Annotated in this window: 17 protein-coding genes and 1 tRNA gene; 10 read left to right on the top strand and 8 right to left on the bottom strand. The window is 64.4% G+C overall.

Annotation, left to right across the window (positions count from 1 at the left end):
• Positions 1 to 1,311 carry an alpha-amylase family glycosyl hydrolase gene (locus ACSQ3S_RS04955; protein ID WP_436141732.1) on the top strand — a complete coding sequence of 437 codons (1,311 nt, stop codon included), beginning with the start codon at positions 1 to 3 and terminating at the stop codon, positions 1,309 to 1,311.
• Positions 1,312 to 1,319: 8 nt separating this feature from the next.
• Here the strand turns inward: ACSQ3S_RS04955 and ACSQ3S_RS04950 are convergent, their stop codons facing one another.
• Positions 1,320 to 2,720 carry a M20/M25/M40 family metallo-hydrolase gene (locus tag ACSQ3S_RS04950; protein WP_436141731.1) on the bottom strand — a complete coding sequence of 467 codons (1,401 nt, stop codon included), beginning with the start codon at positions 2,718 to 2,720 and terminating at the stop codon, positions 1,320 to 1,322.
• A 124-nt stretch (positions 2,721 to 2,844) separates the two neighbouring features.
• On the opposite strand from ACSQ3S_RS04950, the gene ACSQ3S_RS04945 reads away from it, so the two are divergent.
• From ACSQ3S_RS04945 to ACSQ3S_RS04930, 4 genes are all read left to right on the top strand, one after another.
• Positions 2,845 to 2,920 (top strand) — tRNA-Phe (locus ACSQ3S_RS04945).
• A gap of 178 nt (positions 2,921 to 3,098) precedes the next feature.
• Entirely contained in the window at positions 3,099 to 3,608 is a 510-nt protein-coding gene (locus tag ACSQ3S_RS04940; RefSeq protein WP_436141730.1) for a YybH family protein, read from the top strand.
• Positions 3,609 to 3,790: 182 nt separating this feature from the next.
• On the top strand, positions 3,791 to 4,234 hold the full coding sequence (locus tag ACSQ3S_RS04935; protein WP_436141729.1) for a nuclear transport factor 2 family protein: 444 nt from the start codon (positions 3,791 to 3,793) through the stop codon (positions 4,232 to 4,234).
• A 275-nt stretch (positions 4,235 to 4,509) separates the two neighbouring features.
• Positions 4,510 to 4,863 carry a collagen-like triple helix repeat-containing protein gene (locus ACSQ3S_RS04930; RefSeq protein WP_436141728.1) on the top strand — a complete coding sequence of 118 codons (354 nt, stop codon included), beginning with the start codon at positions 4,510 to 4,512 and terminating at the stop codon, positions 4,861 to 4,863.
• An 18-nt stretch (positions 4,864 to 4,881) separates the two neighbouring features.
• Here ACSQ3S_RS04930 and ACSQ3S_RS04925 read toward each other — a convergent pair whose 3' ends face one another.
• The 4 genes from ACSQ3S_RS04925 to ACSQ3S_RS04910 all read right to left on the bottom strand — a co-directional run bounded on the left by ACSQ3S_RS04925 (position 4,882) and on the right by ACSQ3S_RS04910 (position 8,831).
• Positions 4,882 to 6,906: a M13 family metallopeptidase gene (locus ACSQ3S_RS04925; RefSeq protein WP_436141727.1), complete on the bottom strand. Its 2,025-nt coding sequence runs from the start codon at positions 6,904 to 6,906 to the stop codon at positions 4,882 to 4,884.
• 82 nt (positions 6,907 to 6,988) lie between these two features.
• On the bottom strand, positions 6,989 to 7,528 hold the full coding sequence (locus tag ACSQ3S_RS04920) for a DUF2058 domain-containing protein (protein ID WP_176655436.1): 540 nt from the start codon (positions 7,526 to 7,528) through the stop codon (positions 6,989 to 6,991).
• Between the two features lie 29 nt (positions 7,529 to 7,557).
• Positions 7,558 to 8,334 (bottom strand): anti-sigma factor family protein, encoded by a 777-nt coding sequence (locus tag ACSQ3S_RS04915; protein WP_436141726.1) that lies wholly within the window; start codon positions 8,332 to 8,334, stop codon positions 7,558 to 7,560.
• Entirely contained in the window at positions 8,331 to 8,831 is a 501-nt protein-coding gene (locus tag ACSQ3S_RS04910) for an RNA polymerase sigma factor (protein ID WP_176655434.1), read from the bottom strand. The genes ACSQ3S_RS04915 and ACSQ3S_RS04910 overlap by 4 nt, the downstream gene beginning before the upstream one ends.
• Positions 8,832 to 8,999: 168 nt before the next feature.
• Between ACSQ3S_RS04910 and ACSQ3S_RS04905 the strand changes: the two genes are divergently transcribed.
• Positions 9,000 to 10,232, top strand: a complete 1,233-nt coding sequence (locus ACSQ3S_RS04905; protein ID WP_436141725.1) for a S8 family serine peptidase — start codon at positions 9,000 to 9,002, stop codon at positions 10,230 to 10,232.
• 101 nt (positions 10,233 to 10,333) lie between these two features.
• Positions 10,334 to 11,041 carry a hypothetical protein gene (locus tag ACSQ3S_RS04900; protein ID WP_436141724.1) on the top strand — a complete coding sequence of 236 codons (708 nt, stop codon included), beginning with the start codon at positions 10,334 to 10,336 and terminating at the stop codon, positions 11,039 to 11,041.
• Between the two features lie 65 nt (positions 11,042 to 11,106).
• Here the strand turns inward: ACSQ3S_RS04900 and ACSQ3S_RS04895 are convergent, their stop codons facing one another.
• Positions 11,107 to 13,692 (bottom strand): TonB-dependent receptor plug domain-containing protein, encoded by a 2,586-nt coding sequence (locus ACSQ3S_RS04895; protein ID WP_436141723.1) that lies wholly within the window; start codon positions 13,690 to 13,692, stop codon positions 11,107 to 11,109.
• 234 nt (positions 13,693 to 13,926) lie between these two features.
• Between ACSQ3S_RS04895 and ACSQ3S_RS04890 the strand changes: the two genes are divergently transcribed.
• Positions 13,927 to 15,936, top strand: a complete 2,010-nt coding sequence (locus tag ACSQ3S_RS04890; RefSeq protein ID WP_436141722.1) for an alpha/beta fold hydrolase — start codon at positions 13,927 to 13,929, stop codon at positions 15,934 to 15,936.
• A 3-nt stretch (positions 15,937 to 15,939) separates the two neighbouring features.
• On the opposite strand, the gene ACSQ3S_RS04885 is transcribed toward ACSQ3S_RS04890, so the two are convergent.
• On the bottom strand, positions 15,940 to 17,004 hold the full coding sequence (locus ACSQ3S_RS04885; RefSeq protein ID WP_176655430.1) for a LacI family DNA-binding transcriptional regulator: 1,065 nt from the start codon (positions 17,002 to 17,004) through the stop codon (positions 15,940 to 15,942).
• 7 nt (positions 17,005 to 17,011) lie between these two features.
• The gene (locus tag ACSQ3S_RS04880) at positions 17,012 to 17,824 is read right to left on the bottom strand and encodes a polysaccharide deacetylase family protein (protein WP_176655429.1); all 813 of its coding nucleotides are present in this window, start codon (positions 17,822 to 17,824) and stop codon (positions 17,012 to 17,014) included.
• A 180-nt stretch (positions 17,825 to 18,004) separates the two neighbouring features.
• Between ACSQ3S_RS04880 and ACSQ3S_RS04875 the strand changes: the two genes are divergently transcribed.
• Positions 18,005 to 18,883, top strand: a complete 879-nt coding sequence (locus tag ACSQ3S_RS04875; RefSeq protein WP_436141721.1) for a glycoside hydrolase family 16 protein — start codon at positions 18,005 to 18,007, stop codon at positions 18,881 to 18,883.
• 185 nt (positions 18,884 to 19,068) lie between these two features.
• Positions 19,069 to 22,032 carry a TonB-dependent receptor gene (locus tag ACSQ3S_RS04870; protein ID WP_176655428.1) on the top strand — a complete coding sequence of 988 codons (2,964 nt, stop codon included), beginning with the start codon at positions 19,069 to 19,071 and terminating at the stop codon, positions 22,030 to 22,032.
• Positions 22,033 to 22,052: the final 20 nt, after the last annotated feature.

Genomic DNA, 22,052 nt, shown 5'->3' with positions numbered 1-22,052 from the left:
ATGAAAAAGCTTGCCGCCTTGCTGCCGTTGGCAGCCCTGTTGTACGGGCCGCTCGCGGTCCACGCCGAGAACAGCACCGTGAAGCACCCGGCCTGGAGCCGCAGCTCCAACATCTACGAAGTCAATCTTCGCCAGTACAGCAAGGAAGGCACGCTGAACGCCTTCAGCGCCGCGCTGCCGCGCCTGAAGGCGATGGGCGTGGACATCATCTGGCTGATGCCGATCCACCCGATCGGCCAGCAGAACCACAAGGGCACGCTGGGCAGCTACTACGCGGTCAAGGACTACACCGCCGTCAACCCGGACTACGGCACCATGGACGACCTGCGCAAGATGGTCAAGCAGGCGCACGCGCTGGGCATGCACGTGATACTGGACTGGATCGGCAACCACACCGCCTGGGACAACCCGTGGGCCACCCAGCATCCGGACTGGTACAAGAAAAACGACAAGGGCGAAATCTATTCCGTCACCTTCAAGAACGAAGCGGGTGGAACCGAGGAATGGACCGACGTCATCGGCCTCGACTACGGCAACAAGGCGCTGTGGAAGGGCATGACCGACGCCATGGCCTACTGGGTGCGCGAAGCGGGCATCGACGGCTTCCGCTGCGACGCCGCCGGCCTGGTGCCGACCGAGTTCTGGAACCAGGCGCGCGCGCAGCTGGACAAGATCAAGCCGGTGTTCATGCTGGCCGAATGGAACGAACCGGCGCTGCACGAGAAGGCCTTCGATGCCAGCTACGACTGGCCGCTCAACGAGATCATGAAAAAAATCGGCAAGGGCCAGGCCGGCGCGGCCGAACTGAAAGCCTTCGTGGCCAATCCGCCGAAGCCCTACCCGCGCGACGCCTACCGTCTGCAGTTCACCAACAACCACGACATCAATTCGTGGCAGGGTTCCGACAAGGACCTGTACGGCCCGGCCTACGGCGCGATGGCGGTGCTGAGCTACACGCTGCCCGGCATGCCGCTGATCTACAGCGGCCAGGAATCGCGGCTGGAGAAAAAGCTGGAGTTCTTCGAAAAAGATCCCATCGACTGGAAGACCTATGAGCTGGAAGGCTTCTACGCCGGCCTGAATCAGCTGAAGAAGGAGAACGCCGCGCTGTGGAACGGCGCCAGCGGCGCGCCGGTGCAGGTGCTCGACGTCGGCAACGACCAGCTGTTCGCCTTCAAGCGCCAGCAGGGCAACAACAACGTGCGCGTGATCGTCAACCCGACCGGCACGCTGCAGAAATACAAGCTGGCCGGCGACGAAGGCCAGGGCGTGCTGAAACCCTGGCGCTGGCGCATCATCGTGTCTGAATAACCCCGGGGTTATTCCGTGGCCAGGCGCTTGCCGAGGCGGTACAGGTACTCCTGGCCGTCGTACAGCGACTTGACGCGGATGTGTTCATTCAGGCCGTGCGCGCCGCTGCCTTCCGGGCCGTGGAACATGCCGCTGATGCCGTAGGTCCAGATGCCGGCGCTGTTCAGGAAGCGGCCGTCGGTGCCACCGGTCGACATCGTCGGAATCACCGGCACGCCCGGCCACATGTCGTTGCTGATTTCCTCGACCGCCTTCATCAGCGCCGGCGTCAGCGGCGGCATCGGGCTGGCCACGCCTTCGCCGATGCGGGTGATCTTGATCTGGTCGTCGGCCACCACGCGCTGCAAGGTCGCCTGCACCTCCTCGATCGGCTCGCCCGGCAGGATGCGGCAGTTGACGGTGGCGCGCGCCCGCTGCGGCAAGGCGTTGTCGGCATGGCCGGCGTTGACCTGGGTCGCCACGCAGGTGGTGCGCACGGTGGAGTTGTGCGAAGGACTCAGCGTGTACAGGCGCTCCAGCGCCGCCTCGTCCGGCGGATTGTTGAGGATGGCCTTCATGTCGGCCGCCACCTGGCCTTTTTCGATGGTCGACATCTTCTCGTAGAAGGCGCGCGTGACGTCCGACAGCTTGAACGGGAATGCGAACTTGCCCAGGCGCGACAGGCCGTCCGCCAGGTGGTAGATGGCGTTGTCGCGGTACGGCGCCGAGCTGTGGCCGCCCGGATTGGTGACTTCCAGCTGGAAGCTCTGGTAGACCTTCTCGCCGGCCTGGATGCCGTGGCGTACCGGCTTGCCTTCCTTGTCCAGCAGGCCGCCGCCGCCTTCGTTCAGCGTGATCTCGGCGTCAATCAGGGCGCGGTGGTGGTTGAACAGGTATTCGACGCCGTCGAACTTGGTCGGCACCATCTCTTCGTCGCAGGTCAGCGCCATGACGACGTCGCGCTTGGGCGCCAGCTTTTCCTTTTTATAGCGGATCATGTTGGCGACGAACGAGGCGGCCATGGCCTTGTCGTCCGACGAGCCGCGCGCGTAGAACATGCCGTCTTCCTCGACCAGCTTGAACGGATCGCGCAGCCAGTCCTCGCGGTTGGCCTCCACCACGTCGATGTGGGCCAGCAGCAGCAAGGGCTTCTTGCTGCCGTCGCCCTTGATGCGGGCGACCAGGTTACCCTTTTTCGGCCCGCCGGGCGGCACGATCAGGTGCAGGTCGGCGTCCTTGAAGCCGGCGTCCTTGAGGCGCTTGGCCATCTTGTTGGCGGCCACGGTGCACGAGCCGATCGAATTGGTGGTGTTGGTTTCCACCAGCTCCTGATAAATCTCGCGCATCTGTTTTTGCACCGGCGTCAGCTCGGCGCCATGTACCACGCCAGTGAACGCCAGCCCCGCCAACAACCAAGTCGCCTGTTTCATGTTGTCCCTGTCGAATGAGATAGCCGAAACGACCAAATTTATACCTCGACATTATTGCTGTCAATAAAAGTCGCAACTGGCCCTTGTCAAACCCCAGGGGCCGTCTGCTATAATTGCGGCCCTTGGCCTGGTAGCTCAGTTGGTAGAGCAGAGGATTGAAAATCCTTGTGTCGGTGGTTCGATTCCGCCCCGGGCCACCAAGAACATACCTCACGCAACGCCCACTCATGCAAGTGGGCGTTGTCGTTTGTGGGTTCCGTAGTCCTGACTCCGAGTCAGCGGACGCTCGTTTGCCGATTCCGATCGCACTTGACTAACGCAAAACCATCGCTAATATGTCAATATGGCTTTATTTGCAATATCAACTGGAGAGCATTGATGCGATTCCGACTTGTGCTTGCGTTGTTTACGACCTTGGCGGTGACGGATCTGTCGTCCGCTCGTGCGGCCCCTTCGGATGACGATTTGGCGATACAGCAAGTCGAAAGTCGTTGGCAGGACGCCTGGAACCGCCACGATATGACGGCGCTTTCCAGCCTCTTCACCGATGACGCCGATTTTGTTCAGGTCAATGGCCGGAGATGGATCGGACCTGCCGAGATCAAGAAAAACCATGCGCTAGTCCACGAAATGATGTTCAAGGATAGCGTGTGGACTAACCTGAAATTGGATATACGCTTTCTAAAGCCGGACGTCGCCGTTGCCCACCAGACGTGGGGGCTGCGCGGTGATAAAAATCCGGACGGCACGCCGCGCACGCCTCGCGAAGGTTTGTTTACCCAGGTATTTGTCAAGCGCGACGGTCATTGGCTTATCTCCGCTGCCCATAACACGAATATCGCTGTTGTTCCTGGGAGTCCCGTAGCAGGCGCCCCGCCACCAAAATAAAAATCCATGCGTCGCATAGGTCCGCTCCGTCTGAACCTTCTGCATGACAAACTTTTCGGTCAACGCCCCAAGCCCGCCCTCGCTTGACTTCCTTTTGCGGAGTATTAGGCTATCTGAATCGACTACCGCGACATGACCATCCGCGACCGTCGTCGGCTAGCCGACAACATCGGGAGGCTTACATGAGCACGCAGGAAAACAAGCAAGTGGTGATGGAGGGCTATCAACACTACAAAAACGGCGATATCCAGCAACTGCTGGACCGCTATCACGAGGACGCCGAGTGGGTCACTCCGGAATCCGAGTTGATACCATTCTCCGGCAACTTCCATGGCAGGTCGGGCATTGCGCAGTTCTTCGCCAAACTCGGCGCCGCCTTGCAAACCATCAGGTTTGAACCCACACAATTCATTGCCGACGGCGACAAGGTCGTGGTCATCGGCGAGGGTAGTTGGCAGGCCAAGCCAACCGGCCGCGAATATGACAGTCCCTGGGTTCACGTATTCTCTTTGCGAGACGGCAAAGTGGCCCGGTTCGAGGCGTTCTACGACACGGCGGCAAGCGAAAGAGCGTTCCAGCCCGGCCAAGCGGGCCAGCAATCAACCGCTGCCGAAATGCATCATTAATGGCCCCAAAACGCCAACCCACGCAACGCAGGTTGGCGTTTTCGTTTGCGGATCTCCCCACCATCCACTATGTACGGAAACGAACGGTTCGCCTCGGCATTAGAGCGCATGCTGCAAACCTACCACCAACGCCTGCCCCGCCGTATCGTCCATGACGTGGCGGCCACGGCCACTTGGCCATAGTCTCATTCCCTCACACCGCCCTGCGAAACTCGCGCCCGACGCCGTCGAGCCGTTCCGCACACGGCGGCGCAGTCTCTCCCAAAGGATTCATCATGAAACACGCCCTGATCTTGCTCGCGCTTACCTCCACCTTCGCCCTGACCGCCTGCCAGCGCGAAACGCCGCCACCAGTGGTGCAAGTGGTCGCTGGTCCCGCCGGCGCGCCTGGCGCTACCGGTGCGACTGGCGCCACGGGTGCCGAGGCTCGTCCCGGCGCTACCGGCGCCACGGGTGCCACCGGCGATAGCGGCGCACCAGGCTTCGACGGCGCCAAAGGTGCCACCGGCACCACAGGAGCCGATGGCGCCAAGGGCGAAGCTGGTGCCACCGGCTACGACGGCGCCAAGGGCGACACCGGGGCCAAAGGTAAAGCCGGCGAAACCGTGATCGTTGTTCCACAGCGCTAATCCGCAGGGCCGGGCGGCTCACCAGAAAATCACGCGCTCCTCTGGAGCCAGATACATCTTGTCGCCCGGTTTGACGTCGAAGGCCTCGTAAAAGCCCGGATGGTTTTTCAGGCTGCCGTTGACGCGGAACTCGGCCGGCGAATGCGGGTCCGATTTGACCTGCGCGATCAGGGCCGCGTCGCGCGCCTTGCCGCGCCGTGCCTGGGCCAGTCCCATGAACAGCCGCTGCTCGGCGCTGAAACCGTCGATCACCGGACCGGGCTTGCCGTTCAACGAGATCTTGTAGGCGCGGGTGGCCATGATGGCGCCGGCGTTGTCGGCGATGTTTTCGCCCAAGGTCAGCTCGCCGTTCAGCGTGTAGCCGGGTACCGGGCTGTAAGCGCCGTATTGGGCCACCAGCACCTTGCCGCGCGCGGCAAATTTTTCCCCGTCTTCCTTGGTCCACCAATTGCGCAAGTTGCCGTCGCCGTCGAACTGCGCGCCCTGGTCGTCAAACGCGTGGCTGATCTCGTGGCCGATCGAAATACCGACCGCGCCGTAGTTGATCGCCGGCTCCGCATCCGGATCGTACAGCGGATATTGCAGGCGCGCGGCCGGGAACACCACCTCGTTCATCTCCGGATTGTAATAAGCGTTCACGGTCTGCGGCGTCATGCCCCACTCCTTGCGGTCGACCGGCTTGCCCAACTTGTTCACTTCGAATTCATGACTGAATTCGCGCGCCCGCAGCACATTGCCGACCAGGTCGTCGCGCGCGATGGCGAGCCTGGAATAGTCGCGCCACTGGTCCGGATAGCCGACCTTCACGCTGATCTTGGCCAGCTTGATCTGCGCCTGGCGCTTGGTTTCCTTGCTCATCCAGTCGAGCGTCTCGATGCCCTCCTTGAACGCGGCCAGGAAATTGCCGACCATGGCTTCCACCTGCTGCTTGCGCTCGGCCGGGAAGTACTGCTTCACATAGGCCTTGCCGACCACTTCGCCCAGCGAGCGGTTGACCTCGGCGATGGCGCGCTTTTGCAGTGGGCGGTTGACCTTGGCGCCGGACAGCACGCCGCCGCGGAAGGCGAAGCTCTCGTCGACAAACGCCTGCGACAGATACGGCGCATAGGCGCTGACGAGGCGGAATTCAAAATAAGTCTTCCACACCGGCAGCGGCGTCTGCGCGATCAGCTTGTCCAGGCCGGCCAGGTAGCTGGGCTGGCTGACGATCAGCTTATCGACCTTGCCGGCCACGCCGGCGTCCTTCAGCAAAGGCGTCCAGTCGAAGCCGGGCATCAGCGCTTTCAACTGGGCCAGCGACAGCTTGTTGTAGGCCTTGACGGGATCGCGGTTTTCCACCGCCGTCCACTGGATCCGCGCGATGTCGGTTTCCAGCGCGACGACCTGTGCAGCTTCGGCCGCCGCCTGAGCGTGGCCGGCCAGCGCCAGCATCTTCTCCACGTGCACCTGGTACTTGGCGCGGATGTCGGCCAGGCGCGCGTCCTTGTCGGACAGGTAGTAGTCGCGGTTGGGCATGCCCAGGCCGGATTGCGCGATGTCGGCCACGTACCGGGTCGAGTCCTTGTTGTCCTGATGGATGCTCATGTCGATCGGCGCGCCGGCGCCGATGCGCAGCATATGCGCCATCTGCACGGCGATGCCCTGCTTGTCGCCGATGGCGGCGATGCGCGCCAGTTCGCCCTTCAGCGGCGCCAGGCCCTGGGCGTTGCGGCGCGCCTCATCCATGAAGCTGGCATAGAAGTCACCGATTTTCTGCGCATCCGAACCCGGCGCGCGCTTCTTGTCCTGCTCCGACTGTTCGATGATGGTGCGCACCTGGTTTTCCACGGTTTCCTGGGCGATGTTGAAGGCACCCCAGCTGGCGCGATCGGCCGGAATGTCCACGTCCTTGAGCCATTTTCCTTGCGAATAACGGAAAAAATCATCCTGCGCGCGTACCGTCTGGTCGACGTTGGCGACATCGACGCCGGACTGCGGTCCTGCCGCGCCCACCGCCGTGCAAAACAGACCCATGATAAGGGCGCTGTATATCGTGCGTTTCATTGTTGTGCTCCAGGGAATTAGTTACAGGCAGCAGTGTGCCGCAGGACCCGGCAGAAACCCGGCCCGCCGCCGCAAGGCCTGATTACCACATCAGGTCGTCGGGGATCTGGAACGCAGCGTAGGGATCGTCTTCCTCCACCACGCTGCTGCTCTTGTTGACCCGCACCACCAGCGCCGGATCGCGCTCGGCGATCTTATCGGCGATCACGCGCGGCACCAGCTCGGCCACGCCGTTCAGCACCACGATCACCAGCCGGCCCGCCACCAGGTGCTCGCGCACGGCGGCCGACACGAACATGCGCTCGATCTTGCTGCCGTGCGTGTAGTTGTAGGCGATGTCGCCATTGTTGCCCTTGCTCTGGCGGTTCTGCTGCACCATCTGCGCGATCTGCGCGACGATGGCTTTCTGCTGCGCCGCCGCGTCGCGCTGGGCGTTCAGTTCCCGGTTGCGTTCGGCCAGCTTGCGCTGTGCCTCCTGGGCGGCAAGCTTGGCCTCGTCGACGCTTTGCGTGCCGGTGCGGCGCTCTTCCTTCTTCTGCTTGCTCTTTTCCTGGTTGGCCACCTTGACCTTGTTCTTGGCGACCAGGCCGGCTTTCAATAATTGTTCTTGTAACGAGACCATACGAGCTGCTCCATGATTAATCGGTGATGCTATTTCGGTTGGCGTACCCAGCCGCCTTGCTGCGCCGCCCGTTCGCCCTCGGCGTCCAGTGCCGGACCGCTGATGCGGGCGTCGATGGCGTCAAGCACGGCGGCCGGCGTGGCGCTGCCGGCTTGCCGGTATTCGCCGGCCGCGCCCTGGGGCGCCTCGGCCATCACCGGCAGTGTCCATTGCCCGCCCTGGCGGCACGCGAGACCCGCCGCAGCCCCTATTGTAAAGCTACGGCACAGCGTACCGTCTTTCGCCGCAAAACTGACGCCGATTTTGACGCCGGCGCCGCCCGCCGCGCCGGAGGCCAGCTGGCTGGACAAGGCGTCCGCCAGCGCGCCCCTGGCGACCAGCGCGCCGTCGACGGCCGCGATGGCGGACTGCGGCTGCCCTGCGGATCCGCCACCGCCCAGCAGCAGGCTGCCGGCCAGCACGCCGATCGCCAGCGACGCGGCCATGCCACCCCACTGCGCCCACGACCAGCCACGGGCCGGTGCAACGGCGGCCGGTACAACAGCGGCCGGTACCTGACGCGCGGCGCGCGCCGCGTCCAGGTCCGCCACCTTGGCCGGCATGGCGGCGGCCGACAGCCGGGCCGGCACCGGCTCATCCAGCACCGGGGCAAACGCGGCAAACACGTCCGTCCGCAACGCCTGATGCCGGGCCACCCGGGCCGCCACCTCCGGATCGCCGCGCATGGCGCTCTCCACCTCGGCGCGCGCCGCGGGTTCCAGCTCGCCGTCGGCATACGCCATCAGGGTTTCATCGGAAAAGCTCATTTCACTGTCCTCGCTTGATCGGATAATAGTTCCTGCAACGCCGCGCGGGCGCGCACCAGCCGGCTGGTCAGCGTTCCCATCGGGATCTCCAGCACCTCGGCCGCTTCCTTGTACGGCAGGCCGTCCACCAGCACCAGCGCGATCACCATCCGGTGCTCGTCCGACAGCATGCTGACGGCCTTCTCTATCGCCATGCGCTGCTGCTGCGCTTCGGCAAAGCCGTCGCCGACATGCTCGCCCGCCTCTTCCGGCGCGAACAGCGCGTCGCGCCGTATGCGCGAACGCACCTCGTCGATCCAGGCGTTCTTCATGATGCGGAACATCCAGCTGTCGAGCCGGGTGCCGGGCTCCCATTGCGCACTGCGGCCCAGCCCGCGCTCGACCGCGATCTGCACCAGGTCGTCGGCATCGTCGCGGTTGTAAACAATGCTGCGGGCGAACCGGCGCAGGCGCGGCAGCAGTGCGGCAATCTCGTTGTTGATGGCGTTAGCGGTCATGGATACCAGGTAAACGACGGGGAGATGGATTTTAATCCCTGTCCCGTACGTTTACGTTTCAGAAACTCCGATTCCTTATACTATCTCATCATGCCGATCAGACCCATAACCACTGCCGTAGCCCTGGCTTGCGCACTGGCTGCTTCCAGCGCCAGCGCTCAGCTGCGCTTGCCTCAATTGCAAGTGCCGCAACTGCAGCTGCCGCAGTTGCAGGATCCCTTGGGCAGCGGCCTGGTGCGCGACAGCCGGCGCCTGCTGGACCGCACCGATGCCGGCGACTTGCGCAGCCTGCGCCTGAAGCAGGTCGATGAGCTGCTAAAGCGGCACCGCGATGTGCTGGAACCCGATCCGCGCGGCGAGCCCGTGGTGCGCCGCGAAATCCTGGCATGGTCGCCCAGCCCCCAAGGACTGGCGGCCATGCGCGCGGCCGGACCGGTGGCGGACGGCGGCGCCGAAGGCATGCTGGTATTGCGCCTGCCGGCCGATGCGGACATGGCCGCCACGCTGGAGCGCCTGCGCAAGGCCGATCCCGACGGCGCCTACGACTACAACCATATCTACACCGGCAGCGGCGCGGCCCAGCCAGGACCGGGGCAGCAGGCGCCCGCTCCTGCCAAGGCCGACTCGAAGGAAGGCGCGCCGCGCATCGGGCTGGTCGACAGCGGCATCGAGCGCGGACACGAGGTCTTCAACGACGCCGCCATCGTGCCGTGGGGCTGCGACGACGGCCCCCATCCAAGCGCGCACGGCACGGCGGTGGCGGCGCTGATGGTCGGCCGCTCGCCGCGCTTCCACGGCGCCGCGCCGCAGGCGACGCTGTACGCGGCCGACATCTACTGCGGCAGCGACAACGGCACCGGCGGCTCGGCGGCGCGCATCGCGGCGGCGCTGGGCTGGCTGGCGCGCGAACAGGTCGCCGTGATCAATCTCAGCCTGGTCGGGCCGCCCAACCAGATCCTCGAACGGGTGGTGCGCGGCATGGTGGAGCGCGGGCACCTGCTGGTGGCCGCCGTCGGCAACGACGGGCCGGCGGCGCCGCCGCTGTACCCAGCCAGTTATCCGGGCGTGGTCGGCGTCAGCGCAGTCGACAAGCAGGGACGGCCGCTGCCGGAGGCGGCGCGCGGTCCGCAGGTGATGTTCGCGGCGCCCGGCAGCCAGATGGTCAGCGCCGCCATCGGCACGCCGCCCTACCGCATGGTGCGCGGCACCTCGTTTGCCGCGCCGCTGGTGGCGGCCTTGCTGGCCGATGCGCTGGGCCGGCCTTCGCCGCAGGCGGCCAGGCAGGCGATCGCCAGGCTGGCCAGGACCGCCACCGGCGCGCCGGCGGGCGCCATCAGCAATGAGATCGGCTACGGCGTGCTGGGGACGGCGTTGCGCACCGATCCTTCGGCCTTCCGATAATTTTTAAAAATATTTTCATCGCGATGGATTAAACCGTCGAGCCCGCACGTTTTCCTTGTAACAGCCGCAGATTGTCTGCGGCGCTTACAAGGAGAATCATCATGAAGAACGTCACCATCGCCAAACAGTTGATCATCGCAATGTCCATCGGCATGGCCTGCTCGGCCCACGCCCAATTGCTGGGCCGGGGCGGCGCCGTCGGCGGCATGATAGGCGGCTCCGGCGGCATCGGCGGCCAGTTGAACGGCGTGACTTCCTTCGCCGGCCGCGGCGACGTGCTGGACCGTACGCGTTCGGCCACCGGCGCCATCCACACCGACGAGCTGCGCAAGCCTGCCAGCGACAAGCCGGCTGCCAGCAACGTGACGCCGACGGCGGCACCGTCCGCCAGCAACAGCGCCGCGCCGGCCAGCCCGGGCCCACTGCAGGCGCTGACCGCCGGCGGCAACGGTAGCGGCAATGGCAATGCGCAGGGCGCCGTCGGCATCGACAGCGGCAACAGCGCCGGCCTGGCCAGCAGCCTGACGCAAGGCGCACGCGGCACCGCGCAACCGCTGCGCGACGGCGCGACGGCGCAGGCCGACAGCACCCGCAACTATGCAAAAACCAGCACGGCGACGGCAAAGACCGCCGCCAAGGGCAGCAAGCACGGGGTGGTCGATAGCCTGCGCGGCGCCGGCGACGCGGCGGCCGGCGCGCAACCGTCGGCCAACGCCAGCGGCACCGCCAATGGTTCGGCGAACGGCACGGCAAACGGCTCGACCGGCAGCGCGGCCAAGCCTTCCACCAACGGCGGCAACGCGATGTAAGCACGCAAAAAAAATCGGCTGGCACAAGGCCAGCCGATTTTTCTGCTGCAACTACCCGATGAAGCTTAGAAGCGATAGTTCAGCGATGCGGCGAAGGTGCGGCCCAGCTGGCTGAACTGCGAACCGTCGTAGGTCACCATCGAGTAGCGGCCGTTGAAGGTCACCAGGTTGCTCTGGATTTGCGCCGGAGTCAGCTGATAGGTTGGATCGATCGCCTTGCTGTCCAGGATGGCCTGGCCTTTCGAGTTCAGCGCATTGAAGTGCCAGCTCGGCGTGACGTTGAACATGTTGTTGACGTTGAACGACAGCGTCATGCTCGGGGTCAGGTTGTAGTTGACAGCGAAGTCGGTGACCGTCTTGGTCTTGAACGCCACTTCCAGGTTCTCATCCATGCCGGCGTTGCGGAAATGGGTAGGACCGAAGACGGTGTTGTTCAGCGACAGGTTCAGCTGCTTGTAATCCCAGTCCGCGCCGATGATGGTCTTGAACTTGGGACGCGAGGTGAACATCAGCGCCTCGGTGGTCGGATTCAGCACCGACTGGCCGGCGGCGGCGATCAGGGCCGGGTTGTTGACGGCGCCGTCACGCTCGTTTTTCAGCGAGTAGTTGCCGGACAGGTTCAAGGTCAGCTTGCCGTCGGCCAGCGGAATGTTCTTGCGCGAGGCGACGTAGTCGATACCTTCGGTACGGCTGGTCAGCGCGTTGACGAAGAAGCTGGCCGAGACGATGCCGTATTTGTTCAGCTGCACATCCAGCGGATTGGTGGCGACGCCGGTCGGCTTGATCTCGGTGCTCAGGACGATACGGTCCTTGACCTTGATGTTGTAGTAGTCGAGCGTGATGCTGGTGTTGTTGTCCGGCTTGAAGCCCAGGCCCAGCGTGATGTTGTTCGACTTTTCAGCCTTCAGCTTGGGCACTTGCAGCGCCGCGGCGGCATCGGACACGTTGTTGACCAGGCCGGACACCTGGATCGCGCCGCCCGCCACGAAGGAGTACTGCGCCTTCTGCGTGTAGATCTGCGCCAGCGATGGCGCGCGGAAGCCGGTCGATGCCGAGCCGCGCAGCGTGAACTGCTCGTTGATCTTGTAGCGGGTCGAGGTTTTCCAGACGAAGGCGCTGCCGAAGTCGGTGTACTTCTCGTAGCGGCCGGTGGCGTCCACCAGGAAGGCCGGGGAGATGTCCCAGGTCGCGCCGGCATAGGCGCCGTAGTTCGAACGCGACGACGGGAACGAGTTCTGCGGCGAATTGCCGGCGTACGAATCGGCGCCGCTGCCGTAGTAGGACGCGAAGTCGCCGGCGATGGTTTCATAGTTCTCGTGGCGCAGCTCGGTACCGGCGTAGAAGTTGACGTCCTTGGTCAGCTGCTTGGAGATGTCGCCGTTCAGCACCCAGTGGTAGAACTCGACGCCGCCCGCATCGAAGCGGGTAGGCGACGGCGTCTTGATCTTGCCGGCCAGGTAGTCGTCCTGCATGCCGCGGTTGACCGAGTTGCTCACTTCGTAGTTTTGCTTGTTGCCGCCGTAGGTCAGGCTGACGTCGGCGTTCCAGTCGCCCAGCATGAACTTGGTGCCGCCGGTGGCGTTGTAGTCGTCCAGCGTGCCGACGAAGGTCGGCACATAGCCGACGTACGGCGAACCGGCCGGGTGCAGCAGGCCGTAGTCGGTCGGACGCCAGTATGGGGTACGGTAGTTGGCGAAGCTGTTGACCTTCTTGTTGATGTAGGCGGCGTTGCCGTACAGGCTGGTGGTGTCGCTGAGGTCATAGCGGGTGTTGACTTCGGCCTTGACCGCGCGGGTGGCCGGCGAGCCGTTGATGTTGCCGGCGTCCGGATGGGCGGTCAGGAAGGGCTGCACCTGGGTGGCCAGGTCGGCGCCGAAGTCGCCGGCCTCGCCCTTGGCGTCCACTTTGCCCGGACGGTTGGACAGGTTGATCTTGGACACGTCCACCGTGTAGTTGACGAAGCCGCGGTCGCCCAGCGCCAGGCCCTGGTTCAGGCTCAGGCCGCCCATCTTGCCGTCGCTCTCGTGGGTGATGCCGCCGCGCGCGGTGATCGAGCCGCCTTCGGCGTTGTCCTTCAGGATGATGTTGACCACGCCGGCGATCGCGTCGGAGCCGTACTGGGCCGATGCGCCGTCGCGCAGCACTTCGATGCGCTTGATCGCGTCGGGCGGAATCGCGGAAATGTCGGCGCCGCTTTCGCCGCGGCCTGGGGAAGTCTGGGTGTAGATCAGCGCGCTGGAGTTCTTGCGCTTGCCGTTAATCAGGATCAGCACGCGGCTCGGACCCATGTTGCGGATCTCGTAAGGATCGAGCAGCGAGGTGGCGTCGTTGACCGGGGTCTGCACGGTGTTGAACGACGGCACGCGGAACTGCAGCGCCTTGTCGAGCGTGGCCTGGCCGGTCTTGCTCAACTCGCGCGCGCCGATGATATCGATAGGTACCGGGGTGTCGACCAGCGTGCGCTGGGCGCCGCGGCTACCGGTGGAAACAATCACGACTTTCTGGATGTCGTCAGGCGTGGCGTCCGCCGCGGCAGTGGTGGCAGCAGGCTGCGCAGCTGCGGTTTGGGCGGCGTCCTGTGCCTGGGCCAGCAGGTAAGGACTTGCAGACAACAACAAGGCTGCAAAGGGAAAGTTCTTCTTCATCATCATCTCGCTCTATCTCTTTTGTTTTATCGATGGTTTTGTGTGTCTGTGTGGCTTGGTATTGCAAGGAATGAATGTATAGACATCATTGTTGGGCGTCTATTGTTTCCAGCAAAGTCGCGAGTGAAACCAGATTCATGCTGCAAATTAACAACTACCTGTCGTGTTTAGATGTCAATCTTGCATTATTTCTGCGAATATCCTCCTGCGCTCCGCACATCACATCACGCCGAGGACCTCATGATTCGCTATGTTTTACCCGCCATCCTCCTGGCCGCCGCCCTGCCGGCACAGGCCCAGTCTCCCGACACCACGCCGCTGATCGAGCGCGCGAAAATCTTCGGCAACCCCAGCAAGTCCGGCGGCAGGCTCAGCCCGGACGGCAAGTGGCTGTCCTGGATCGCGCCGCGCGACGGCGTGCTCAACGTCTGGGTGGCGCCGGCCAGCGATCCGTCGCAAGCCAAGCCGCTGACCGAGGAAAAATCCCGGCCGATCCGCACCAGCTTCTGGTCGCCCGATTCCAAGGTGCTGATGTTCATCCAGGACAAGGGCGGCGACGAGAATTTCCTGCTGTACGGCGTCGACGTCGCCAGCGGCAAGCAGACCAACTACACGCCGTTTGAAAAAACCCGCGTGAAGATGGTCAAGATCAGCACCAAGATCAAGGACCGCATCCTCATCGGCATCAACAACCGCGATCCGAAATGGCACGACGTCCACAGCCTGGACCTGGCCACGGGCAAGCTGACGCTGGTGCAGCAGAACGACGGCTACGGCGGTTTCCTGGCCGACGACATGCTCAACCTGCGTCTGGCCGAGAAGCCGCGCGGCGACGGCGGCAGCTCGTTTTACCGCGTGGCCGACGGCAAGGTCGAGGCCAAGCCCGTCGTCGAGGTCGGCCTGGACGATTCGCAGACCACCGGTCCGCGCGGCTTCACCACCGACGGCAAGACGCTGTACTGGATCGATTCGCGCGGGCGCGACACGGCGGCGCTGATGGCGCAGGATGTGGCCAGCGGCAAGTTCACCATGGTGGCGCAGGACAAGCGCGCCGACATCACCGACGGCCTGTTCGACACCCGCACCGGCAAGGTGCAGGCCTACGAGGCCGAGTATCTGCAGCACGAATACCTGCCGCTGTCGGCCGACCTGAAAGCCGACCTGGCCTTCCTGAAGAAAAACATCAAGGGCCAGTTCTACATCGGCTCGCGCACCGACGCCGACGACAAGTGGCTGGTGTCGGTCGACCAGGTCAGCGCGCCGGCCTCGACCTGGCTGTACGAGCGCAAGTCCAAGCGCCTGACCCGGCTGTACGTCGTCCGTCCGGAGCTGGAAGGCGCGCCGCTGGCGCAGATGTATCCGCAGGAAATCAAGAGCCGCGACGGCCTGACGCTGGTGTCCTACCTGACCCTGCCGAAATCGGTCAACGCGGCCGGCACCGGCAAGCCCTCGCAGCCGGTGCCGATGGTGCTGCTGGTGCACGGCGGCCCGTGGGCGCGCGACAGCTACGGCTACAACGGCTACCACCAGTGGCTGGCCAACCGCGGCTACGCGGTGCTGTCGGTGAACTACCGCGGCTCGACCGGCTTCGGCAAGGGCTTCATCTCGGCCGGCGACCTGCAATGGGGCCGCAAGATGCATGACGATTTGCTGGACGCGGTGCAATGGGCGGTCAAGAACGGCATCACCACCAGCGACAAGGTCGCCATCATGGGCGGCTCCTACGGCGGCTACGCGACGCTGGCCGGCATGGCGTTCACGCCGACCACCTTTGCCTGCGGCGTCGACATCGTCGGCCCGTCCAACCTGTTCACCCTGCTGCAGACCATCCCACCGTACTGGGAAGCGGGCAAGCAGCAGTTCTACAAGCGCATGGGCGACCCGACCACCGACGAGGGCAAGGCGCTGCTGAAGGAACGCTCGCCGCTGAACTTCGCCGAAAACATCCAGCGTCCGCTGCTGATCGGCCAGGGCGCCAACGATCCGCGCGTCAACGTCAAGGAGTCGGACCAGATCGTCGCGGCGATGGCGGCCAAGAACATCCCGGTCACCTACGTGCTGTTCCCGGACGAAGGCCACGGCTTCGCGCGCCCGGTCAACAACATCGCCTTCAACGCGGTGACGGAAAACTTCCTGGGCAAATGCCTGGGCGGCCGCGCCGAGCCGATCGGCGGCGCGGTCAAGGCGTCGACCGCGCAGATCAAGCATGGCGCCGAGTTCGCGCCGGGCCTGCAGGAAGCGATACAGTAAGGCTCAGGCCTTGCGGCTGCGGCGCGCCGGTTTGGCGCCGGCAGCCGTGGCTGAGGCTGGAGCTGGGATGGCCGCCAGCGACGCGCGCAGCGTCATCGTCACCGGGTAGCCGCGCGTGACGGGGCGCTGCAGGTCGTAGCAGCGGTTCAGCAGCGCATTGATGCCGTTCTGCGTCATCTCGCGCCACGGCATGTGCACCGTGGTCAGGCGCGGCGCCGAGAACTCGGCGCTGGGCGTGTCGTCGTAGCCGATCACCGACAATTCATGCGGCACACGGATGCCGGCCTCCTGCAGATAGGACAGCGCGCCGGCCGCCATCTCGTCGTTGGCGCAGAAGATCGCCGTCACCGGCGTCTTCGATTCGATCAATTCCTTGGCCGCCGACCAGCCGCCCGCCGGCGAGAAATCGCGCTCGGTCACCCACAGTTTTTCCACCTCGACGCCGGCGCCGCGCAACTCTTCCATGAAGGCATCCACCCGCACCACGTTGTCGGGCAAGCTGGCCGGGCCGGAGACCACGGCGATCTGGCGGTGGCCGTGGTCGAGCAAGGCGCGCGCGGCCATCTTGCCGCCCAAGGTGTGATCAACCGTGAAGCAGCGGTCGGCGATGCTGTCGAAGCTGTGGTTCAGCACCACCATGCTGGTCTGCTTGGGGTTGAGCGCGGCGATGTCCTCTTCCTGCAGCACGTTGGTCATCAGGATCAGGCCGTCGCAGCCGCGCTCGATCAGGAAGTCGATGCCCTCGATCGCCTGCTGGCGCGCGCCGCCGAGCCCGGCGCCGAAGGCCACCACCATGTGCAGGCCGGCCATGCGCAACTCGTTGTCGATGATCTGCAGGATGGGCGTGTAGAAGGTGCCGCTGAGCACCGGGATGTAGACACCTATCATCTGGCTGGAGCCGGACAGCAGGCTGCGCGCCGCGTGCGACGGGCGGAAGCCCAGCTGCTCGATGGCCGCCTTGACCCGCGCCAGCGTGGCCGGCGACACCGATCCCCTGCCGCTGACAACGCGCGAGGCGGTGCCCAGTCCTACGCCCGCGAGGCGGGCTACGTCTTTGATGGTGGCCACGATAGCGTCACTTTTTCTTTTTAACGTAGGTCATGATATTGAGGAAGGTGTCGGTCCAGTATAGCTTGCGGTTGTCCGCCAGGTACTTGACCAGCTCCTCGTGCGCGGCCGCCGACGTGGTCAGGTAGTCGCCGCCGACGCCGTGGAAGGTGAAGTTGATCATCGTGCCGCGCTCGGCCGCCTGCTTGACCAGCGCGATCAGCTCCTGCCCGCTGAGGCCGACCGGCGCCATCACCGCCACCGCGTACGGATCGAGCGCCGCCATCGACGGCACCACCGCGTCGCCGCCGCCGGCCTTGACCGCCACGAAGGCCGGCGCCACCAGCGGCAGGTAGTTGACGCCGTTCGCCATCAGTTCGCCGCACGGCGCCGTGTAGGTCCGTTCGCGCCTGCCGTCGATGGCGAACAGCATGGTGTTGGCGGTCAGGATCTGGTCCTTCATCTGCTCGGCGCTGGTGGTGTCCAGGTCGCGGTGTTTCTGCACCCACTCGTGGCCGGGCGCCGACAGCGAGCACTGGTGGAACATGCTGTGGTTGCCCAACTCATGCCCGTGCCTGGCCGCCGCGCGCCAGGCCGCCATGCGCTGGCCGACGGCGGGATTGGACAGCTGCAGATAGAACGTCGCCTTCAGGCCGTACTTGTCCAGCGTCGGTATCGCGTGGTCCAGCTGGGAATCGAGGGCGTCGTCATAGGCCAGGCTGACGGCCGCCCTGGCGCCGTGCGGCCACGGATAGGCATCGGCGTGGGCGTCGGCGGCCGGCGCCGCGTTTTGCGCCAGCAAAAAAGCCGCGGCCAGTGCGATCGAGCGTGTGATGTGCATGAAAAGTGTCTCTTTTTGGAAACGTTCCCACATGGTGCACGGGTTGATTTCCCCTGTCAACGAAAAACCGCTGCGCTTGCGCTGTGGTTTATGTGGCATTGCAAATTGACTTTGAAATTCGTTCGGTGCTATATTTGCCACACCAAATGGAAACCTTTCCAAAAACCAGGGGCACAGAGAATGATGAGACAGGCGGCGTTGATGACGGCGGTGGTATTGCTCTGCGCATGCGGCGGCGGCGGCTCGTCCGCGACCGCGCAGGTCGCCGTCGCACCGGCCACGCCCACCGCGCCCTCGTCCGCCCTGCCCGCCGGCGGCAAGCCGGCCGGCTGGAACCTGGCCTGGTCCGACGAGTTCGACGTCGACGGCCTGCCCGACGCCGCCAAATGGGACTACGACACCGCCAACAACAAGGCCGGCTGGTTCAACCACGAACTGCAGTACTACGCGCGCGGCCGGCTGGAAAACAGCCGCGTCAGCGGCGGCAAGCTGATCATCGCCGCGCGCAAGGAAGCGCTGGCCACGATGGCCGACTACGGCGGCCAGCAATACACGTCGGCGCGCCTGGTCACGCGCGGCAAGGCCAGCTGGACCTACGCCTTCATCGAGGTGCGCGCCAAGCTGCCGTGCGGCCTGGGCACCTGGCCGGCCATCTGGATGCTGGGCACCAAGGGCGGCTGGCCGGTCGACGGCGAGATCGACATCATGGAGCACGTCGGCCACAAGCCGGCCGAGATCCTCGGCAGCATCTACACCGGCGCGCAAAACTGGCCGAAGGGCACGCCCAACACCGCCGCCACCACGGTGGCCGACGCCTGCGGCGCCTTCCACAACTACCAGCTGACGTGGAGCGCCGAGCGCGTGGTGGTCGGCGTGGACGACAGGAACTACATTCAGTTGCTCAATCCAAAAGATGGCGACTATCAGAAATGGCCGTTCAGCAGCCCGCAGTATCTGCTGCTGAACCTGGCCATCGGCGGCGACCTGGGGGGCGTGGTCGACGACGCCGGTTTGCCGCAGCAAATGGAAGTGGAGTACGTCAGGGTTTACCAGCCTTGAGCGATTTTTTTACAACACCAGCAGCACGGTTTTACCCGATGGCATGGCCGTATCACACCAGACCAGCGGACTTCGATTGACAATTTTGGGGCTCAATCTTAATATTCGACAAATCATCATGGAAACGTTTCCATAGCGATCTCGGTAGTGGCAAGCGAGCTGTTCATAAAAACACAGGAGATAACATGCATTATCCAAAGACACGACAGAAATTAATGAGCCTGGCCGTCGCCAGCGCCTGCGCCGCGGCCGCCCCGGCCATGGCGCAGGAAGCGCCGGTCAAGGCGGCCGACGCGGCGCCGGAAGTCCAGAGCGTGGTGGTGACCGGCCTGCGCGCCAGTCTGTTCTCGTCGATGAACCTGAAGCGCAATTCCGACGGTATCGTCGACGGGATCGTGGCCGAGGACATCGGCAAGTTCCCCGACACCAACCTGGCCGAATCGCTGCAGCGCATCTCCGGCGTGTCGATCGACCGCTCCATCGGCGAAGGCTCGAAGATCACCGTGCGCGGCGTCGGTCCCGACTTCAACCTGGTGCTGCTGAACGGCCGCCAGATGCCGACCTCCAACCTGGGCGACCTGAACGGCCGCGCCTTCGACTTCGCCAACCTGGCGTCGGAAGCGATCTCGCAGCTGCAGGTCTACAAGACCAGCCGCGCCGAAGCGCCGACCGGCGGCATCGGCGCCACCGTCAACGTGATGACGGCGCGTCCGTTCGACCGTCCCGGCATGCACGCGAGCATAGGCGCCAAGGGCGTGTACGACACCTCGAACGACAACCTGCCGCACGACGTCCAGGCCAGCAGCTCGGCCTCGCCGGAACTGTCGGGCATCTACTCGAACACCTTCGCCGACAACAAGTTCGGCGTGTCGATCTCGGGCAGCTACCAGGAACGCAACCTGGGCTACAACACCGCGTCCGTGGGCAACGGCTGGCGCGGCCCGTTCCGCGGCGATGAAAACAACTGGGGCACGATTCCCCAGCCGGGCAGCGCGGGCGCGGCCAACATCACCAACCGCCCCGGCCCGACCGACATCTACTCGGTGCCGCAAAACCTGAACTACAACTTCAACGGCGTCAAGCGCCAGCGCACCAACGCCCAGCTGACCTTGCAGTACAAGCCGGTCGACACGCTGGTCACCACGCTGGACTACACCTATTCCGAGAACAAGATCCAGACCAAGCGCAACGACGTGTCGGCCTGGTTCAACTTCGGCGATTCGAAGAGCTCGTGGACCAAGGGTCCCGTGTCCAGCCCGCTGGTGTACACCGAGCTTATCCCTGGCGGCAACAGCGACATCGCCATGGGCGCAGCCGACTTCGCCACCAAGACGCAGAACAAGTCGCTCGGCTTCAACGCCGTGTGGAAGCCGACCAAGGACCTGCGCTTCGAGCTCGACACCCACCACTCGACTGCCGAATCGATGGCCGACAGCCCCTTCGGCTCGAGCAACACCCTCGGCACCGCCAGCTTCAGCCGCGGCGACACGACGGCCGACTTCACCCACGACTTCCCGGTGCTGAGCATCGTCGGCGCCGACTTCACCAAGGCCGGCCAGCAGGTGACCGGTTCGGTGTTTACCAACGGCTACATGAAGGGCCAGGTCGACCAGACCCAGGTCAAGGGCGCGTGGAAGGTGCTGGAGGACTCCGAACTGAAGTTCGGCGCCACCGCGACCAAGGTCGACAACCGCTCGGCGTTCTCGAACCAGCAGCGCGACACCTGGGGCGGCGCCACCAAGCCGTCGGACTACCCAAGCAGCGTCTGGCATCCGGAGACCGTGCGCCAGTACTTCGACAAGATCGACGGCAGCAACAGCCCTAACCTGTTCAACCAGTTCTACACCTTCAACTTCGCCCAGGTGCGCCAGCTGGCGGCCACCGCGTCCGGCCTGCCGGCGCTGTACCTGCCGAAGACCACCTTCGACAACGATGCCCGCACCGAAGAGAAATCCAAGGCCGCGTTCATCCAGTTCAACACCGACTGGGACACCAAGTTCCCGATCCGCACCGCGATCGGCGGCCGCTACGAAACCACCGACGTGGTCTCGACCGCGCTGGTGCCGGCCGCCGTCGACATCCGCTGGGTGTCGCAGAACGAGTTGCCGATCACCTTCGGCGATCCGACCTTCACCACGCTGACCGGCAAGTACCACCACTTCCTGCCGAGCTTTGACTCCGACATCGAGCTGAGCCAGGAGCAAAAGCTGCGCTTCAGCTACGGCGAAACCATCGGCCGTCCGCGCTACGACCAGATCCAGGGCGGCACCACGCTCAACTCGCTGGTGCGCACCAACGGCGGCACCGGCAACCAGGGCAACCCGGCGCTGAAACCGGTCAAGTCGAAGAACATCGACCTGTCCTACGAGTGGTACTACGGCAAGCAGAACTTCTTCTCGGTCGGCTACTTCAAGAAGAACCTGGAGAATTACGCCGGCCAGTCGATGATCAACGCGACGCCGTTCAACCTGCACACGCCGGTCGGCGGCACGTTCTGGAACGAGGCGCTGGCCAAAGGCTGCGGCAACGCGGACACCACCTGCATCCGCAACTACATCTTCCGCAACCACAACGGCGCGCCGGGTGTGACGCGCGGCGCGGACGATCCGTCGGGCAACGCCACCGGCACCATCGTCGGCCAGCCAGGCGATCCGGTGGCCAACTTCCAGATCACCTCCTTCTCCAACCAGAAGAAGGCCAGCCTGAACGGCGTCGAGCTGAACCTGCAGCACATGTTCGGCAACAGCGGCTTCGGCGTGTCGACCAACTACACCTACGTGCACTCGGGCCTGAAGTATGACAACGCCAAGATCGGCGAGCAGTTCGCGCTGGTCGGCCTGTCGAACTCGTCCAACGTGGTCGGCATCTACGAAGACAAGAAGTGGACCGCGCGCCTGGCCTACAACTGGCGCGGCGAGTTCCTGTCGTCGACCTTCGACGGCGCCGGCCCCAACCCGCAGTATGTCGAGGCGTACGGGCAGGTCGACGTCAGCGTGGGCTACAACTACAACGACAAGCTGAGCTTCCAGCTCGAGGGCATCAACGTGGGCAACTCGATCACCCGCGTCCATGGCCGTACCCAGCAGTCGGTGGACTCGGTCACGCAAGCCGGTCCGCGCTACATGATCGGCGCCCGCTACAAGTTCTGATCGACCTCCGTAGCCATGAA

The sequence above is a fragment of the Duganella sp. LjRoot269 genome (assembly GCF_964254095.1).
GTDB classification, from domain to species: Bacteria; Pseudomonadota; Gammaproteobacteria; order Burkholderiales; family Burkholderiaceae_D; genus Rugamonas; species Rugamonas hordei.
The sequence above is the reverse complement of the archived record's forward strand: the minus strand, read 5'-3'. Positions and strand labels throughout refer to the sequence as shown.

Excerpts from the sequence above, each read along its gene's own strand:
- ACSQ3S_RS04930 (WP_436141728.1), top strand. The coding sequence starts at position 4,510 with ATGAAACACGCCCTGATCTTGCTCGCGCTTACCTCCACCTTCGCCCTG.
- ACSQ3S_RS04910 (WP_176655434.1), bottom strand. The coding sequence starts at position 8,831 with ATGACCGCTAACGCCATCAACAACGAGATTGCCGCACTGCTGCCGCGC.
- ACSQ3S_RS04915 (WP_436141726.1), bottom strand. The coding sequence starts at position 8,334 with ATGAGCTTTTCCGATGAAACCCTGATGGCGTATGCCGACGGCGAGCTG.
- ACSQ3S_RS04955 (WP_436141732.1), top strand. The coding sequence starts at position 1 with ATGAAAAAGCTTGCCGCCTTGCTGCCGTTGGCAGCCCTGTTGTACGGG.
- ACSQ3S_RS04895 (WP_436141723.1), bottom strand. The coding sequence starts at position 13,692 with ATGATGATGAAGAAGAACTTTCCCTTTGCAGCCTTGTTGTTGTCTGCA.
- ACSQ3S_RS04935 (WP_436141729.1), top strand. The coding sequence starts at position 3,791 with ATGAGCACGCAGGAAAACAAGCAAGTGGTGATGGAGGGCTATCAACAC.
- ACSQ3S_RS04925 (WP_436141727.1), bottom strand. The coding sequence starts at position 6,906 with ATGAAACGCACGATATACAGCGCCCTTATCATGGGTCTGTTTTGCACG.
- ACSQ3S_RS04920 (WP_176655436.1), bottom strand. The coding sequence starts at position 7,528 with ATGGTCTCGTTACAAGAACAATTATTGAAAGCCGGCCTGGTCGCCAAG.
- ACSQ3S_RS04950 (WP_436141731.1), bottom strand. The coding sequence starts at position 2,720 with ATGAAACAGGCGACTTGGTTGTTGGCGGGGCTGGCGTTCACTGGCGTG.
- ACSQ3S_RS04880 (WP_176655429.1), bottom strand. The coding sequence starts at position 17,824 with ATGCACATCACACGCTCGATCGCACTGGCCGCGGCTTTTTTGCTGGCG.
- ACSQ3S_RS04875 (WP_436141721.1), top strand. The coding sequence starts at position 18,005 with ATGATGAGACAGGCGGCGTTGATGACGGCGGTGGTATTGCTCTGCGCA.
- ACSQ3S_RS04940 (WP_436141730.1), top strand. The coding sequence starts at position 3,099 with ATGCGATTCCGACTTGTGCTTGCGTTGTTTACGACCTTGGCGGTGACG.
- ACSQ3S_RS04900 (WP_436141724.1), top strand. The coding sequence starts at position 10,334 with ATGAAGAACGTCACCATCGCCAAACAGTTGATCATCGCAATGTCCATC.
- ACSQ3S_RS04890 (WP_436141722.1), top strand. The coding sequence starts at position 13,927 with ATGATTCGCTATGTTTTACCCGCCATCCTCCTGGCCGCCGCCCTGCCG.
- ACSQ3S_RS04870 (WP_176655428.1), top strand. The coding sequence starts at position 19,069 with ATGCATTATCCAAAGACACGACAGAAATTAATGAGCCTGGCCGTCGCC.